Source organism: Halolamina pelagica (assembly GCF_001307315.1).
In the GTDB taxonomy this organism is placed as follows: domain Archaea; phylum Halobacteriota; class Halobacteria; order Halobacteriales; family Haloferacaceae; genus Halolamina; species Halolamina pelagica_B.
The window spans coordinates 503440-519434 of sequence record NZ_LGUC01000001.1; the positions used below are offsets into that span (position 1 = coordinate 503440).

Annotated in this window: 18 protein-coding genes and 1 pseudogene; 7 read left to right on the top strand and 12 right to left on the bottom strand. The window is 69.6% G+C overall.

All coding sequences use genetic code 11. From position 1 onward, the window contains the following. Positions 1–183 precede the first annotated feature (183 nt). Positions 184–1025: pseudogene (locus SY89_RS02670) on the bottom strand (HesA/MoeB/ThiF family protein). 75 nt (positions 1026–1100) lie between these two features. Between SY89_RS02670 and SY89_RS02675 the strand changes: the two are divergent. After that, on the top strand, positions 1101–2108 hold the full coding sequence (locus SY89_RS02675) for an NADP-dependent oxidoreductase (protein ID WP_054583043.1): 1008 nt from the start codon (positions 1101–1103) through the stop codon (positions 2106–2108). A 3-nt stretch (positions 2109–2111) separates the two neighbouring features. Here SY89_RS02675 and SY89_RS02680 read toward each other — a convergent pair whose 3' ends face one another. The 7 genes from SY89_RS02680 to SY89_RS19480 all read right to left on the bottom strand — a co-directional run bounded on the left by SY89_RS02680 (position 2112) and on the right by SY89_RS19480 (position 6681). Continuing rightward, positions 2112–2291, bottom strand: a complete 180-nt coding sequence (locus SY89_RS02680) for a hypothetical protein (protein WP_054583044.1) — start codon at positions 2289–2291, stop codon at positions 2112–2114. Between the two features lie 221 nt (positions 2292–2512). Beyond that, positions 2513–3103: a 50S ribosomal protein L15e gene (locus SY89_RS02685; protein WP_054583045.1), complete on the bottom strand. Its 591-nt coding sequence runs from the start codon at positions 3101–3103 to the stop codon at positions 2513–2515. A gap of 182 nt (positions 3104–3285) precedes the next feature. Beyond that, positions 3286–4239, bottom strand: coding sequence for a PfkB family carbohydrate kinase (locus tag SY89_RS02690; protein ID WP_054583046.1), 954 nt, complete (start codon positions 4237–4239; stop codon positions 3286–3288). A gap of 83 nt (positions 4240–4322) precedes the next feature. Further along, a complete protein-coding gene (locus SY89_RS02695; protein ID WP_054583047.1) occupies positions 4323–5258 on the bottom strand; it encodes a branched-chain amino acid transaminase in 936 nt (311 codons plus the stop codon). 48 nt (positions 5259–5306) lie between these two features. Then, entirely contained in the window at positions 5307–5987 is a 681-nt protein-coding gene (gene ribB, locus SY89_RS02700; protein WP_054583048.1) for a 3,4-dihydroxy-2-butanone-4-phosphate synthase, read from the bottom strand. Next, positions 5984–6577 (bottom strand): DUF120 domain-containing protein, encoded by a 594-nt coding sequence (locus SY89_RS02705; protein WP_394325747.1) that lies wholly within the window; start codon positions 6575–6577, stop codon positions 5984–5986. The genes ribB and SY89_RS02705 overlap by 4 nt, the downstream gene beginning before the upstream one ends. Next, positions 6505–6681, bottom strand: coding sequence for a hypothetical protein (locus SY89_RS19480; RefSeq protein ID WP_394325728.1), 177 nt, complete (start codon positions 6679–6681; stop codon positions 6505–6507). The genes SY89_RS02705 and SY89_RS19480 overlap by 73 nt, the downstream gene beginning before the upstream one ends. Positions 6682–6885: 204 nt before the next feature. Between SY89_RS19480 and argS the strand changes: the two genes are divergently transcribed. The 3 genes from argS (at position 6886) to SY89_RS17030 (ending at position 10233) form a co-directional block, all read left to right on the top strand. Continuing rightward, positions 6886–8634, top strand: coding sequence for an arginine--tRNA ligase (gene argS / locus SY89_RS02710; protein WP_054583049.1), 1749 nt, complete (start codon positions 6886–6888; stop codon positions 8632–8634). A gap of 151 nt (positions 8635–8785) precedes the next feature. Continuing rightward, positions 8786–10036, top strand: a complete 1251-nt coding sequence (gene prf1, locus SY89_RS02715) for a peptide chain release factor aRF-1 (protein ID WP_054583050.1) — start codon at positions 8786–8788, stop codon at positions 10034–10036. A gap of 38 nt (positions 10037–10074) precedes the next feature. Then, a complete protein-coding gene (locus SY89_RS17030; RefSeq protein ID WP_189319098.1) occupies positions 10075–10233 on the top strand; it encodes a hypothetical protein in 159 nt (52 codons plus the stop codon). Positions 10234–10254: 21 nt separating this feature from the next. Here the strand turns inward: SY89_RS17030 and SY89_RS02720 are convergent, their stop codons facing one another. The 4 genes from SY89_RS02720 to SY89_RS02735 all read right to left on the bottom strand — a co-directional run bounded on the left by SY89_RS02720 (position 10255) and on the right by SY89_RS02735 (position 13251). Next, positions 10255–10653, bottom strand: a complete 399-nt coding sequence (locus tag SY89_RS02720; RefSeq protein ID WP_054583051.1) for a DUF6276 family protein — start codon at positions 10651–10653, stop codon at positions 10255–10257. Beyond that, positions 10654–11352, bottom strand: coding sequence for a V-type ATP synthase subunit D (locus SY89_RS02725; RefSeq protein ID WP_054583052.1), 699 nt, complete (start codon positions 11350–11352; stop codon positions 10654–10656). It abuts the gene before it with no gap. Positions 11353–11538: 186 nt separating this feature from the next. After that, on the bottom strand, positions 11539–12081 hold the full coding sequence (locus SY89_RS02730; protein ID WP_054583053.1) for a KH domain-containing protein: 543 nt from the start codon (positions 12079–12081) through the stop codon (positions 11539–11541). A 54-nt stretch (positions 12082–12135) separates the two neighbouring features. After that, entirely contained in the window at positions 12136–13251 is a 1116-nt protein-coding gene (locus SY89_RS02735) for a glycosyltransferase (RefSeq protein ID WP_054583054.1), read from the bottom strand. A gap of 165 nt (positions 13252–13416) precedes the next feature. Here SY89_RS02735 and SY89_RS02740 point away from each other — a divergent pair, with 165 nt between their 5' ends. The 3 genes from SY89_RS02740 to SY89_RS02750 are packed head-to-tail and all read left to right on the top strand — an operon-like array spanning position 13417 to position 15994. Beyond that, a complete protein-coding gene (locus SY89_RS02740; protein WP_239685494.1) occupies positions 13417–14166 on the top strand; it encodes a CDP-alcohol phosphatidyltransferase family protein in 750 nt (249 codons plus the stop codon). Between the two features lie 48 nt (positions 14167–14214). Beyond that, positions 14215–14994: a GTP cyclohydrolase IIa gene (locus tag SY89_RS02745; RefSeq protein WP_054583055.1), complete on the top strand. Its 780-nt coding sequence runs from the start codon at positions 14215–14217 to the stop codon at positions 14992–14994. Further along, positions 14987–15994 (top strand): zinc-binding dehydrogenase, encoded by a 1008-nt coding sequence (locus tag SY89_RS02750; RefSeq protein WP_054583056.1) that lies wholly within the window; start codon positions 14987–14989, stop codon positions 15992–15994. The genes SY89_RS02745 and SY89_RS02750 overlap by 8 nt, the downstream gene beginning before the upstream one ends. The last annotated feature ends 1 nt before the right edge of the window (position 15995 follow it).

A 15995-nucleotide genomic window follows, 5' to 3' on the forward strand; every position in this document is an offset into this window, starting at 1 on the left:
TTTGGCTAGCTATATCACGGTTTATCGCTTTGATTCGCCAGTATTCGGCAGGTAGGGGCGAAACAGCTGGACCGGTAGGTTCTTGAGTGGAATAACCTTGTGTAAGCGTCACACGATTCCGCGACAGATCCCTGCGGGCGTGGCGATCCTCGCGGCGAAACCGGTCGGCGTCGGGCCGCGGACTCAGTCGCAGGCGACCTCACAGCCGCCCGCGTAGTCGATACCGGCGAGGTCGTCGATGCCGCCGTCGCCACAGACCGGGCAGTCGGGGTTCTGTTGGTACGGCACCGTCTCGAAGGAGAGCTCCCGGGCGTCGTAGAACAGCAGCCGGCCCGTGAGCGGGTCGCCCAGCCCCAGCAGCACTTTCACCGCCTCGGTCGCCTGCAGACAGCCGACGGTGCCGGGGAGCACGCCCAGGACGCCCGTCGTCGCACAGTCGGGCACGGTGCCGGGCTCGGGCGCCTCGGGGAACAGACAGCGGTAGCAGGGCCCATCGGGGAGAGCGTGGTGATCTGTCCCTCGAACTTGTAGATCGCGCCGTGACACAGCGGGACGCCCTCGATCTGGCAGGCGTCGTTGAGCATGTACCGCGTCGGGAAGTTGTCGGTGCAGTCGACGACCACGTCGTAGTCGGCCACCAGCTCGCGGGCCTCCTCGGGGGCGATGCGGGCCTCCAGCGCCTCGACCTCGATGTCGGGGTTGAGGTTGGTGACGAACTCCTCGGCGCTCTCGGCTTTCGGCCGCCCCACGTCGGCGTCGCGGTGGATCACCTGGCGCTGGAGGTTCGAGCGTTCGACCACGTCGTCGTCGACGATCCCCAGTCGGCCCACGCCCGCGGCCGCGAGGTACTGGATCACCGGCGCGCCGAGGCCGCCGGCGCCGACGACCAGCGCGCTCCCCTCCAGCAGGCGCTTCTGCCCTTCCGGCCCAACGTCGTCGAGGATGATGTGTCGGGAGTACCGGTCGAGCTGGGTGGCGTCGAGAGAGAGGTCGCTCATGGCGTGTGATGTGGTCCGCGCGGCCATAAGGTCACGGACGGTGGCCCGTCGTCGCCGTGTCACCGCCGCAGGGGCCTTCCCTCCCCGCCCCCAGGACCGGGTATGGTTACAACCAAGCGCTACCACCTCGCCCAGCGACCCGCGGGCGTCCCGGACGACGAGACGTTCGACCTGCGGGAGATCGACCTCGACGACCCCACGGGCGGCGAAGTGCTCGTGAAGCTCCGCTACCTCTCGGTCGACCCCTACATGCGCGGCCGGATGGACGCCGGCGAGTCCTACGCGGAGCCGTGGGCAGTGGGCGACCCGCTCCGCGGCGCCGCCGTCGGCGAGGTCGTCGACGAGACCGGGACCGAGTTCGAGTCCGGCGACACCGTCGTCGGCAACATGACCTGGGCCGAGTACCACCTCGCCGACGCCGCCGACCTCCAGCGCATCGAGACGGGCGCGCTCCCGGTCTCGACCGCGCTTGGCGTCGTCGGGATGCCGGGCCGGACGGCGTACTTCGGCACGCGTGAGGTGCTCGAACCCCGCGCGGGCGACACGGTGGTCGTCAGCGCCGCCGCCGGCGCCGTCGGCTCCGTCGTCGGCCAGCTCGCCAAGCTCCAGGGGGCGACCGTGGTGGGCTTCGCCGGCAGCGACGAGAAGTGCGAGATCGTCGAGGCGGAGTTCGGCTTCGACGCCTGTATCAACTACGAATCGACCGACGACTACGTCGACGCACTCGCCGAGGCGGCGCCGGAAGGCGTCGATGGCTACTTCGACAACGTCGGCGGGCCCATCACCGACGCAGTGTTCTCCCGCCTCAACGTCGACGCCCGCGTGGCGGTCTGCGGGCAGATCGCGCTGTACAACGCCGAGGAGCAGCCGACCGGCCCGCGGAAGCTGGCGAAGCTGATCGAGACCCGCGCTCGCGTGGAGGGGCTGCTCGTCGGCGACTACGCGCCGCGGTTCGAGCAGGCCAGCGCGGATCTGGCGGAGTGGGTCGCCGCCGGGGAGATCCAGTACCGCGAGACGGTGACGGAGGGGCTCGCGAACGCGCCCGACGCCTTCCTCGGGCTGTTCGAGGGCGAAAACGTCGGGAAGCAGGTGGTGCAGGTCGAGGAGTGAGGCTCAGGACCGGAGCCGGTCGTAGAGTACGAACGCGGCACCCCCGGCCATCGTTCCTGCCCCGAGCGCGAGTACGATTCCCAGTAGCGGATCCGTGACTGTCGTACCGGCGGCCCCGGCGCCGATGGCCCCACCGGCCCCGCCGCCGACCGCCGCCGCGGACGCGGTGTCGGTTTCGCTCATCCGGCCGGCGTTCGACACGCGGGGACAAAACGGCAACGCCGTGGCTCTCGGACGTGAACAACGGAGAAACGATTTGGGTCTACACGATCACGGCGTGGGCTCCCTCGCCGTGACACGGAGGCCACGGCAGGTCGCTCGCCGTGATCGGTGTTACACAGTCACGGCATCGGTTCGTTGGCGACGACACGGCGGTCGTCGCAGCTCACGAGCCGTGACTGGCGTTACTTCCCGCCGCGGTTGCCCGACGCGATACTCGGTCGGACCTTCTCGGCACCCTTGCCGCGGGTGCGGAGTCCACGGTTGGACTTGCCGGCGTTCGTGAGGCCGCGGAACGCGCGGCCGGTCTGAGAGTCGTCGCAGATCCAGTTGAGATCGTCGTCGTTCTGGATCGCGGCGTGTTCGGGGTCCACGAGGATCGCCTCGAACCACTTCTGGGAGCCGTCCTCACCGACCCAGTAGGAGTTCATGACCCGGAGGTTCGGGTACTTGCGCGTCGCGCGCTCCTCGGCGATCCGCTGGATCGAGGTCCGGCGGCCGAGGCGGTTGACGCCCTGGCGCTTCGAGCGGCGGCCGGCCTTGTGTCGGCGCTTGCGCGCGCCGCCCTTGCGGACGGCGATACGGACGACGACGATGCCCTGCTTCGCCTTGTAGCCCAGTTCGCGGGCCTTGTCCAGTCGGGTCGGGCGCTCGACGCGCTCGATGGCGCCCTGATTGCGCCACTCCTGTTTTCGCTGCCACTGCAGCTCGGCGAGCTTGCCGTCGCCGGGCTGCTTCCACGCGTCCTTGATGTGGGAGTAGAAGCTTCGTGCCATGGTTCTGTGCGGGCGCTTGCGATTCAGTCGGGGATGTCGGCGGCTCCGCCGCCTTTCGGGGCGCGTGCCCCGTCCGACCACATTTCGTCCCGAGCTATCGGGTGCCCACTGGCGTCCCGTCGACCAGCGAGTTAGTCCGGAATATTCGTGATTCGGTGGTAAGGGTTTCGAAGCGCCCCGACTCACCGCGCGTTGACGTTCGCGTCCGCGAACGCCCGCACGTCCGCGAGCGTCGGGACGCCGTTCCGGGCCCCTCGCTCCCGCGTGGCGAGCGACGCGGCGACCGTCGCCACGCTGACCGCCTCGGGCAGCGAGTCGCCGGCGGCGAGTCGGGCAGCGAGAAAGCCGTTCAGCACGTCGCCCGCGCCGGTACTGTCGGCCACCGGCACCGTCGGCGGGGTGACGGTGAACGCCCGCTCGGCGTCGACGATCACGTCGTCGCCGCCGCGTTTGCGAACGACGACGCCGTCGAACGCTTCGAGTTCGGACTCGAGGGCGGCGTACTCGCTCTCGTTCGGCGTCACGTAGTCGACCACGTCGTCGTCGAGCAGCGCCGCCGCCCCCTCGGCGGGCGCTGGGTCGAGCACGACCGTCGGTCGGTCGGGCTCGGTCGAGAGTTCGGAGAGCAGCCTCGCGACCGGCTCCGCCGGGATCTCGTTCTGGATGAGCAGACAGTCCGCGTCGACGATCGCCTCGTAGTGGGCCTCGACGTAGGCCCAGTCGATCGCGTCGTTCGCCCCGGGGCGTACGACTATCCGGTTATCGCCGTCGTCGTCGACGAACACGTACGCTGTGCCGGTCGGGACCGACTGGTCGGTTTCGATTCCGGTCGTGTCGACGCCGGCCCCCGCGAGCCGCTCCCGGACGCCGAACTCCCGGTGGTCGGTCCCCACTTTCCCGAGCATCCGCGTGTCGCCGCCGGCGCGCGCCGCGGCCGCGGCCTGGTTCGCTCCCTTGCCGCCGTGGAAGACGGTGTCCGCTTCCTCGGGGAACGCCGCCGGCACCGCCGAGACCTCGACGGTTTCGCCCCGCTCCGGGAACCAGTCGTACTGGGCTTCGAGTGCGTCCAGTTCCGCGGCGGTGGCGTTCTCCACTCTGTCGACGTTGATGCTCCCGAGGCTGACGATCCGGCTCATGAAGTGGGTTGGTGCTCCCTCACTACTCGAACGGCATAAAGTGGCGGTTCGTCACGCACCGGTGCGTGACCGCCGAACCCGGCTTAGACGTACGTGAACCACTCCTCGTGGTCGTCGGTGCGACGATTCACGAGGTCGAAAAAGGCGGTCTGGAGCTCCTCGGTGACCGGACCGCGGCCGCCGTTGCCGATCTCGATGTTGTCGACCTGCCGGATCGGCGTCACCTCGGCAGCCGAGCCGCTGAAGAACAGCTCGTCGGCCGTGTGCAGCTCGCCGCGGGAGATGCTCACGTTGTCGTGGACCTCGTAGCCGCGCTCCTCGGCCAGCGTGATCACCGTGTCCCGGGTGATGCCGTCGAGGATCGACTCGCTCAGGCCGGGCGTGTACAGCTCGTCGTCGCGCACGAGGAAGATGTTCTCCCCCGGCCCCTCGGCGACGTTGCCCTCCTTGTTCAGGACGATCGCCTCCTCGGCGCCGTGGCGGCGGGCCTCCTCCCCGGCCAGCATGCTGTTGACGTACAGCCCGGTCGTCTTCGCGTTGGTCGGGATCTGGCTGGAGGCGTGCTTGCGCCAGGAGGAGACCTCCACCTTGATGCCGTTCTCGAGCGCCTCCTGTCCGAGGTAGGCGCCCCAAGGCCATGCGGCGACGCTCACGTCGGTCGGGCAGTCGCCGGGCGAGACGCCCAGCGAGTCGTAGCCGTAGTACGCGAGCGGTCGAACGTACGCGGAGTCGAGGTCGTTACGCCGGATCACTTCGAGCGTCGCCTCGGTGAGCTCCTCCCGGGAGAAGTCGATCTCCATGTCGTAGGGCTTCGCGGAGTTGTAGAACCGGTCGAGATGCTCCTCCCAGCGGAAGATCGCGGTCCCCTCCTCGGTGTCGTACGCGCGGACGCCCTCGAAGATCCCCGTGCCGTAGTGCATCGCGTGGCTCAGCACGTGAACCGTGGCGTCCTCCCAGTCGACGTACTCGCCGTTCATCCAGATCGTTCCGTCCTCCTCCATCTCCTCGAAGGCACTCATACCCGCGTGTGCGTTCGGCGGGGTCTTAAATTCGGCAGAAACGGCGAGTTAGTCGAGCCTGGTCAGCAGGTCGCGCCCCTCGACGTACACCAGCCCCTCGCGCTCGGCGTAAGCGCGCGCGTCGGCGGGCGTGCGTGCCTCGCCGGTGTCGCCGTCCACCATCTCACACACCACGACCGCCGGCTCGCGGTCGGCCGCGTCGGCCAACGCGAGGCCGAGTTCGGTGTGGCCCTGTCGGTCCGCGAGCAGTCCCGGCGCGCCTCGCAGCAGGGTCACGTGGCCGGGCGAGCGGAACGACGACGCGAACTCGTCGGCGCCGAACGCCCCTTCGGCGGCGGCGTCGGCGGCGCGCCCGAGTTCGCGGATCGTCAGCGCGCGGTCGTCGTCGGTGATCCCGGTGAACGTCTCGCGGTGGTTCACCGGCAGCGAGAACGACGACCGGTCGTCGTAGTCCAGATGCGCCGCCTCGGTGGCGGGGTGTTCGAGCGCGTCCGCCAGAAACGGCAGCTCCCACGTCTCGGCCACGGCGTCGCTGAGCGCCACGCAGATCAGCCCGCCGGCGTCGTTGCGGAGGCGACTGACGGCGTCGGGATCGACCGCCGCGGCGGGGTAGACGATGTCGACCTCGCCCTCCCGATCGGCGGCGTCGTGGATCAGCACCGGCTCGCCGCGGGCGAACGCCGCCCGCGCGGCCTCGACGGCGTCGACGTCCGGGTGGGTCGAACTCATGCTTCCTCGATCTCGACGACGACCTCGTCGCCGTCGGCCAGTCCCAGCTCGTCGCGCAGCATCTCGGGGGCGATGAGCTCGATCTTGTCCTCGTCGTGGTGGGTCCGGTCCGGAACGATCACGTGGACCGGCTCGAACCCTCCGGCGTCGGCCTCCAAGCGCGCGGGGTAGCAGGTCGCGGAGCCGTAGGTCCGCTCCTCGTCCTCCCACTCGTCGATGGGAACGCCCTCGACGGCCGCGAGCTCGCTTCGGTTGCGGGTGCTCTCCTCGTCGAGTTCGACGTTGAGCGTCCCTGGGTAGGGGTCGTAGCCCAGTCGCGCCTCGAACTGGCGGTTGTACCCCGGCAGCGAGATGTAGTGGCGTCCCTCGCCGGCGCCGGCGGTGACCCCGCCCGAGAGCGTCAGCGCGGCGTCGTCTTCGAACAGTCGGCGGTAGTCGGCGTACTCCTCGCGGAGTCGGGACTTCCCCGCCGTGGTCAGCGCGATCCACTGGCCGTCGGCGACGACCTCGCGCTCGATCAGGTCGGCCGACTCCAGCCGCTGGAGGCGGCGGGAGGCGGTCTGACTCGACGCCCCGAGGCGATCTCCCAGCGCCGCACACGACACTTTCCGCTCGCCGTCGACGCCCCCTCGAGTGCGATCTGTTTCAGCGCCGCGACCTCGGCGGCGTCGACGCCCGCCGTCGTCTCTTGCATACTCCCCAGTTCCGTATCGAGACGCTTAACGATACTGGATGTGAGATGCGTCCCGCATCCGTTACGGGTGCGGCAAAACCCTCCAACGTCTGTCGGTTGTGGGTCGGCGACTGGCGTCACGGGATCGAGATGCCGACGCTCGCCGGCAGCGCTGGGCCCTCTCGGTTCGGAAGCCCCTTTATCCATCGGGCGGAACAGTCGCCCATGTTCATCGAGTTCCGGTCGGCGGTCGAGGACGCCGTCGCGGCCGCGCTGGCGGCGCGTGACCTCCCGACCGACGATCTCGGCATCGAGGAGCCACCGGAGGGTGTCGACGCGGTTCTCGCTTCGAGCGTCGCGTTCCGGCTCGCCGGCGAGGTCGGTGCCCCGCCGCCACAGGTCGCCGCCGAGGTGGCCGCGGAGATCGACGCCGCGGAGTACGACTACCTCGGCGAGATCACCACCCAGGGCCCGTACGTCAACTTCGCCCCGAGCGACGACTACTACGCGGACACGCTCGACGCCGCGGGCGCCGACGACTACGGCCAGCGCCCGCCCACGGGCGAGTCAGTCGTCGTCGAACACACCTCCGCGAACCCGACCGGCCCCGTCCACGTCGGTCGCGCGCGAAACCCCATCATCGGCGACGCGATCGCGAACGCGCTGGACTACGCGGGCTACGACGTGGAACGGCACTACTACGTCAACGACGCCGGCCGGCAGATGGCGCTGTTCACCTGGGCCTACGAGACGTTCGACGAGGCCGATCTGCCCGAGCCGGAACGTGAGAAGCCCGACTACGACCTCGTCCGCTACTACCGTAAGGGCAACAGCTACCTCGAGGACGCCGACGAGGCCGCCGTCGAGGAAGCCGAAGCCGAGATCGAGGCGATCATGCAGGGGCTCGAGGCGGGCGACGAGGAGACCTACGAGCGCGTGACCGAGGTCGTCGACACCGTGCTCGACGGCATGACCCAGACGCTCTCCCGGCTCCCGGCGGAGTTCGACGAGTTCGTCAAGGAGACGCGGTTCATGCGCTCGGGCGCCACCGACGACGTGGTCGACCGCCTGCAGGCGCTCGACGAGGCGGTGTACGAGGACGACGCCTGGCAGCTCGACCTCTCCGAGCACGGCATCGAGAAGAACTTCGTCTTCCTCCGCTCGGACGGCACTACCCTCTACACCACCCGCGACATCGCCCACCACGAGTGGAAGTTCGAGAACTTCGACCGCGCGGTGACGGTGATCGGCGAGGACCACAAGCTCACCTTCCAGCAGCTCAACGAGACGCTCGGGCTGCTCGGCCACGACACCGATAGGCTCGACCAGCAGTTCTACTCGTGGGTGAACCTCCCCGGCGGCGAGGGGATGAGTACCCGCGAGGGCACCGGCGTCGACCTCGACGACCTGCTCGACGAGGCGGTCGACCGCGCCCGCGAGGAGGTCGAGTCCCGCATGGACGACCGCATCCGCGAGGACGAACTCAGCGAGGAGGACGTGGACCGCATCGCCCGACAGGTCGGGATCGGCGCGGTCCGCTACGACATCGTCGCCAAACAGCCCAGCAAGACGATCACGTTCGAGTGGGAGCGCGCGCTCGACTTCGAGGCGCAGTCGGCGCCGTACGTCCAGTACGTCCACGCGCGCTGCCGGGGCATCCTCGACGGCGAGTCCGTCCCGGACGGGATCGACGCCGACCTGCTCGACACGCCCGAAGAACGCGATCTCCTCCGCACGATCGCGCGCTTCCCCGCGGTCGTCGAGGAGGCGGCCGAGGACCTCGAACCCCACCGCGTCGCGACCTACACGCGGACGTTCGCGGAACGCTTCAACGCGTTCTACCGCGAGTGCCCGGTGATCGACGCCGAGACCGACGACCTACGTGACGCGCGGCTGGCGCTGGTCGCCGCTGCCGCACACACGGTCGGGAACGCGCTCGACGTCCTCGGCGTCGCCGCGCCGGAGTCGATGTAACGGTCGGCGACGATCTCCGGGCGGTCACTCCCGGCTCCGGACGCCGTTCGGACTGCCGACGGGACCGTCCGCAGGCACCGCTCCGGGGGTGTGAAACCGGGACACGAACAGTCAACAGGTACTTACACGCGATAGCACCTATCCTGACGTAATGAGTACTGACGCCGAAGAGGCCAGCGAGGACCGCCGGAAGTACGAGTTCCGCAAGGTCCTCGAGGAGCTCGAGGAGTTCGAGGGATCAGGAACACAGCTCGTCACCATCTACATCCCCGAGGACCGCCAGATCTCCGACGTCGTGGCCCACGTCACCCAGGAACACTCCGAAGCGGCCAACATCAAGTCCAAGCAGACCCGGACGAACGTCCAGGACGCGCTCACGTCGATCAAGGACCGGCTGCGCTACTACGACACCTACCCGCCGGAGAACGGGATGGTGATCTTCTCGGGCGCCATCGACTCCGGCGGCGGTCAGACCGAGATGATCACCCGCACCCTGGAGTCGCCGCCGGACCCCGTCGAGTCGTTCCGCTACCACTGCGACTCGGACTTCCTGATCGAGCCGCTGGAGCACATGATGGCCGACTCCGGCCTGTTCGGCCTCATCGTGCTCGACCGGCGGGAGGCAAACGTCGGCTGGCTCAAGGGGAAACGCGTCGAGCCGGTCAAGTCGGCGTCCTCGCTCGTGCCGGGCAAGCAGCGCAAAGGTGGTCAGTCCGCCCAGCGTTTCGCCCGGCTGCGGCTCGAAGCCATCGACAACTTCTACCAGGAGGTCGCGGAGATGGCCGACGACCTGATGGTGCCCAAACGCCACGAGCTCGACGGCATCCTCGTCGGCGGCCCGTCGCCGACGAAAGACGAGTTCCTCGACGGCGACTACCTCCACCACGAGCTGCAGGACAAAGTGCTCGGGAAGTTCGACGTGGCGTACACCGACGAGTCCGGGCTGTACGACCTCGTCGACGCCGGCCAGGAGGCGCTGGCCGACCAGGAACTGGTCGAGGACAAAGAGCAGATGGAGGAGTTCTTCGAGAACCTCCACACCGGCAACGAGGCCACGTACGGGCTCGTCCCGACCCGAGAGAACCTCATCATGGGTTCGGTGGACCGGCTGCTGCTCTCGGAGGACCTGACGGAGGACGTGGTGGTGTACGAGTGCCCCAACGGCCACACCGAGTACGAGACCGTCGAGCGCCGGCACAACACGCCCGACCACGAATGCTCCGAGTGCGGCGAGCCCGCCGAGGTGCAGGAGCGGGAGGACGTGGTCGACCACCTGATGGAGATCGCCGACCAGCGCGGGACGGAGACGAAGTTCATCAGCACCGACTTCGAGAAGGGCGAACAGCTCCTCAACGCGTTCGGCGGGATCGCGGGCATCCTTCGCTACGAGACGGGCGTCTAAGGCCACTCCTTTCGCGTCGCAGGCCCAACAGGCCGGCCATGAGCACGCTCACCACCCTCCTGTTCTGGGCGCCGGTCGCGTTCGTGTTCGTCGCGACCGCCAACGACGCCGGTACGATGGTGGCGCTCGAGCGCTACCACGAGGACGCGTCGTTCTCGGCGTCGGACGTGATCCGGGTCGAGGGGGACGATCGCTGACGCGGCGGCCGTCGACGAGCCTTACCGGAACGACGCCAGCTGCTGGCGTCGGCGATCAATGTCGTACGGCGGATCGAGCGCCGATGCGCCGGCGAGGCGCTCCAGCGCCAGCGCCACGTCGGTACCGGCCCGCTCGGCGGCGTCACAGAGCGCCTGGATCGCCGGCCGGTTCAGCGCCAGCGAGTCGAGCTTCCCCAACACGAGCGCGAACGCGACGGCGCCCTTCCCGGTCGGGAACGACTCGTGGATCCGCGAGAAGTCGGCGTCTTCCGGGGCGACCGCGGCGGCGCCCGCGTCGCTCGCGGCGACCGTTCGAAGACAGGACGTACAGATCGCGCTCTCCGCGGCGGGGGCGTGCTCACGGAGTGCCGGCGGGACGACGAACGCGACGACCGGTTCGCCACACGCCGGACAGGACATTCAGTCGGCTTTCGGGGAGGCGGTCGTCGCGCCTTCCTCGCCGTCGGCCTCGATCGCCCGCTCCTCGGCCTCCTCTTCTTCCTTCTTGGCCTTGATCTTCTTGAGCCGGAAGATCTCCTCGCGCTCCTGCTCCTCGAGCTTCTGCTCGATGTACTCCTGGTTCTGCTTGAGGTCGGGGAGCAGTTTGAACTCCAGGGCGTTCACGCGGCGCTTGGTGGTCTCGATCTCCTCGAGCATCTTCTTCATCGCCGTCTCGACCTCGGCCGCGAGGATGATCGAGTCGATCAGCTCCTCGTAGGCGTCGGCGGTCTCGTCGATGCGGGCCGAGGAACCGATCAGCCCGTACCCGCGCTCGTCGAGCGGTTTCTTCACCTTCGACGCCTCGATCTGGGGCACGACGACGCCCATGATGTTCTTCGACTGCGTGGTGAGTTCGGGGTGCTCTTTCAGCGCGGCGGCGGCGCCCCGCACCGCGACGTCGCCCTCCATCGCCCGGGCCATGTCGAGCTTCTGCTGGGCGGTCTCGTAGTCGGTTTCGACCTGACTCCGGATGTCCTGGGCCTGGTCCAGGATGTCCATGAACTCCATGATGAGGCCGTCCCGTTTCTGCTCGAGGGTGTCGTGACCCCGCTCGGAGAGTTCGATGCGGTCCTCGATCGCCATGAGGTTCTTCCGGGTCGGTTTGACGTCCTCGGCCATTCTTGGGGGAGTATTCCGACCGGAGGGGTTAATAGTTGTTAGTTCCTGCCGTTCGCGCTGCCGACGCCAGTGAAACCCGAATCGAGGGCTGGAGAACCGAACGCGGGTGGGAAAACCGAACGCGACCGGAAAACCGAACCGCCGGGTGGCGGGCCGAGGCGGCGTTCGTGGGCGGCGTTCGTGTCGTTACGTGCGCTCGCGGACGTTCCAGCCCTGCTGCATCTCGTTGTGCTTGCGCTCGAGGAACGAGTAGACGGCGCCGTGGGGAGCGCCGTCGAGGATCATCCCGGCGGCGCGACGGACGGCGTCGACCTCCTCGGGCTCGCCGAGGATCCCCAGCGTCGAGCCGTAGATCACCACGTTCGCGCCGGTGAGCTGCTCCATCAGCTCCCGGGTCCGGCCGTCCTCGCCGATGAGGCGACCCTTCTGGCGCTCCAGGTCGTTGTCGTTGCGCGTCTGTTCGGTGAGGTCGATCAGGTCGAGCCGTCGCATGTCGCTCTCCAGCAGCTCCAGCGCCGTCTCGGGCTTGAAGCCGCGCCCGATCGCCTTCACGATGTCCGGGGCCGCCATGGCGTCGATGGGGTCGCCGACGGTCTCGATACCGACCGAGCCGTCCTCGGAGTCGATGTCGAGGCGCACGCCGGCGCGCTCCTCGATCTCCCGCATCGTCTCACCGCCGGAGCCGATGAGGACGCCGATGCGGTCCTGTGGGACCGTTACGTGTTGCATGAAGCGGTATAGATACCGCAGAGTTGTAAGGGTTCCTCGTCGGCGCTTCCCGGCTCACTCCAGCCCTGCGGCGACCAGCGCCCTGACCTCGCCGTGGAAGCGATCGACGCCGAACCGATCGGGCGAGAGCCGCGGCCGCGCCCCCGACTCGACGGCGTCGACGATGCGGTCGACGGCCGCCGGGACCGAGTCGAACAGGCGATCGTCGGCGCCGTCGACGACCTCCGGCGCGCCGCCGGAGTCGTGGGCGAACGCCACCATCCCCGCGGCGGCGTACTCCGCCAGCGCCATCCCGAAGTGTTCGCCGTGTTTCGTGTTGAGCCCGTAGCGGTGGTTGCCCAGCAGCGCCTCCAACCGAGCCCGGGACGCGTCGGTGTGCAGCGTGACGTACTCCCGGCTCGCGGCGGCCGCCGCCACCCGTCGACGGTACGAGCGGTACGCGTCGGCGGTCGAGCCGACGAGGTGGAGGTGGAGTTCGACGCCCCGATCCCGGACGCCGTCCACGATACGGACGGCGTCGAGAGCGCGGTTGTCGGGGGCGATCCGGCCGACGGTGACGATCCCGGGTTCTCGGTCGGGCCAGGGCGCGCCCGGGATCGGATCCACCGGCGGGTGGACCACCGCCGGCTCGCGCCCGTACCGCGCGGCGACGTGACTCGCCGTGTAGCCGGAGTTGGCGATCAGCGTCGCGTCCTGCGGCAGTCGGCGGTCGGCCAGCCCGGCGATTCGGGTCCACAGGCGGTTCGGGCCGCCGTCGCCGTGGACGCCGTCCGGCCCCGGAACGTCGGTGTTGAACTGCGGGAAGTGGACGTACTGCACCGACGGCAGTGGGAGGGCGAACTCGTTGGCCGTGCTCACGGCCACGTCGAACGCCGCGGCGTGGCGGCGGAACCACCGCGTCAGCAGCGCGCTCCGGAGCGCCAACTGCGGCCCGAACCGGTCGTCGGCCCGCGAGAGCAGCCGCGCGAGCCGTCGCCCCAGCGGCGGCCGTCGAACGGTCACGTCCGTCGCGGTGCCGAACATCTCGTCGAGCGTCGCCAACTCCGTCGCCGAGATGGTGAACAGCGTCACCGCGTGATCGCGCTGCAGCGCCTCGCAGACGTGGGCACAGACGGCGTCGGCCCCACCCCGGAAGTCGAGCGTGTTGTGGAGCACGGCGACGCGAGCCATGCGAGTCCGTTCGCCGGCGGGGACAAAAGCCCTCCTCCGGTGACTTCGGGATTTAGTACGATGGCTCACGACAGAGACACGTATGCACTCCCCGGTGGCCGATCCGGGCTGTCCCGCGTGTCGTCTCCGCCGTCGGCGGGCCGGCGGTGACCGCGGGGGACGCCGATGAGTCGCGACGCCGCCGGCCGGGTCGTCGGCCGTCGCCTCGCCGTCGAGGGCGCACTCCTCGCGGCTGGGGCGTTGAGTCTGCTGGTTCTCGGCTACTGGCTGTTCGCGACGGTCTCGACTTTCTCCGCCGCCGTTCGGTGGCTCGTCACGGCGGGCGTGCTGACGGTCGCCGTCGCCGGCTACGTCTGGCGACACCGGCGGACGCTGCGGGCCGCCGACGGCGCGCGGACCGAGTCGATCGGGCTCGCCAACGCGATCACGCTCGCCCGCGCCGTGCTGATCGCGGCCGTCGCGGGGTTCGTCGTCGTCGATGCCCGGGGTGCGCTGGCGTGGCTGCCGGCGATCGGCTACGGGACGGCGGTGCTGCTCGACGGCCTCGACGGCGCCGTCGCGCGCTCGGTCGGAACGGAGACGCGACTCGGCGAGCGACTCGACATGGCCGTCGACACCACCGGGTTCGTCGTGGCGCCGGCCGTCGCCGTCGCGTGGGAGCTCCTGCCGGTCTGGTACCTCTCGCTGTCGGCGGCGCGGTACTGCTACCGCGGCGGGCTGTTCCTCTGGCGCCGCGCCGGCGGCAGCGTGGGGACGCTCCCGCCCAGCCGACTCCGGCGCCCGCTGGCGGCGTTCCAGATGGGCTTTCTCACCGTCGCCCTCCTCCCCCGGCGCCGACGCCGCTGCTCCGGGCGGTCGCGCCGGCGGCGCTGCTGCCCTCACTCGCCCTGTTTGCCCGGGACTGGCTCACGGTGACGATGTCGCCGTCGGAAGACTGATTTCGCCCCGAACCGATGTGACTCTGTGACACGCCCCGACGATGCCGTCGTACAGTTCTCGCTCGTCCAACTGGACGATTACGGGCCGTGGACGGTCACGCCCGAGCCCCGTTCGGAGCCCTCACTCCAGGCGCTGCAGTCGCGTCTCTACGCCGACCTCGCGGACTTCGTCGGGAGCCGCGACGGCTACGTGTTCCCGAGCCGGTACGACAACATGATCGCGGTGTCGAACCGGATCTCTCCCGAAGAACACCGCCGGTTTCAGGAGCTCGTTCGGAACCACTACCCGGTCACGGCCAGCGTCGGCGTCGGCACCGGCCCTACCCCCGTCGACGCGCTCGGCGCGGCGACCGAGGCGCTGCAGTCGACCGGTAGCGCACAGGACGCCACCCGAACCGAGCGGCTGGCGACCGCGTGCGACGACGCCCCCGGCGGATCGCTCACGGTTGCGCACTTCGACGTGGTCGACGCGACCGAGCAGTACACCGATCGGGAGCACGCCTTCGACGCCGAGCGCCGCATCAAGCGTGCCGTCGTGGAACTGAGCGACCGGATGCGCGACCACGGCGCCGTCACCGCCTTCGTCGGCGGCGACAACGCGATCGCGGTGTGTCCCGACCTCCCCGACGGCGTGTACGACGACGTGCTCGCCGGCGTTCGCGACGCCGCCGGCGTGGAGATGCGGGTCGGCGTCGGCCGCGGCGAGACCGCCCGCGCGGCGGGCCAGGGGGCCAAACACGCACTGGAGCGAGGCCGCGACACCGGCGAGTGGGTGACCGCCGCCCCGGCGAGTACGGATGACTGAGGGCGCGCGGGTGCTCTACTTCGAGCGCCCCGGCGAGGTGGCGGTGCGCGAAGCGCCCCGGCCAACGCCCGACGCCGACGAGGTGCTCGTCGAGACGGTCGTCTCCGGGGTCAGCCCCGGGACGGAGCTGCTGGTGTACGAGGGCGACGTGCCCCAGGAGATGGCTGTCGACGACACGATCGACACGCTCGAGGGGACGTTCGGCTACCCCGTGAAGTACGGCTACGCCGCCGTCGGGCGCGTGACGGCGACGGGTGCGAACGTCGACGACGGCTGGGACGGCGAGCTCGTGTTCGCCTTCAACCCCCACCAGAGCCACTTCACCGTGCCGCCGGCGCAGCTGCAGCCGGTGCCCGAGCCGGTCGATCCCGCGACGGCGACGCTGTTCCCGACGGCCGAGACGGCCGTGAACTTCGTTCTCGACGCCGCGCCCCGGGTCGGCGAGCGCGTGGTCGTCTTCGGCGCCGGCCCGATCGGGCTCGCGACGACGGCGCTGCTCTCGACGTTCCCGCTCGAGACGCTGACCGTCGTCGACCCCGTGGCCGAGCGGCGCGCGCTCGCAGCGGCGTTCGGCGCGACGGCCACGAAGACGCCGGAGGAGATCCGACACACCACGTGGGAGAACCCGCCCGGCGTCGACTGCTGTATCGAGGTGTCCGGCAACCCCGAGGCGCTGGACGACGCGATCGGCGCCGTCGGCTACGACAGTCGGATCGTCGTCGGCTCGTGGTACGGCACCAAGCCGGTCGAGCTGGGCCTCGGGGGGCGCTTCCACCGCGAGCGCGTCGATCTCCGGTCGAGCCAGGTCAGCACCATCGCCCCCAGCGACCGCGGGCGCTGGACGAAAGACCGGCGCATGGCCCGCGCGATCGACCTCGTCCAGGAGCACGACCTCGGCCGGCTCGTGACCCACACGATCCCCTTCGCGGACGCCGCGGACGCGTACGAACTGCTGACCACCGACGACGAGGTGCTCACCACCGCCTTCACCTACGACTGAT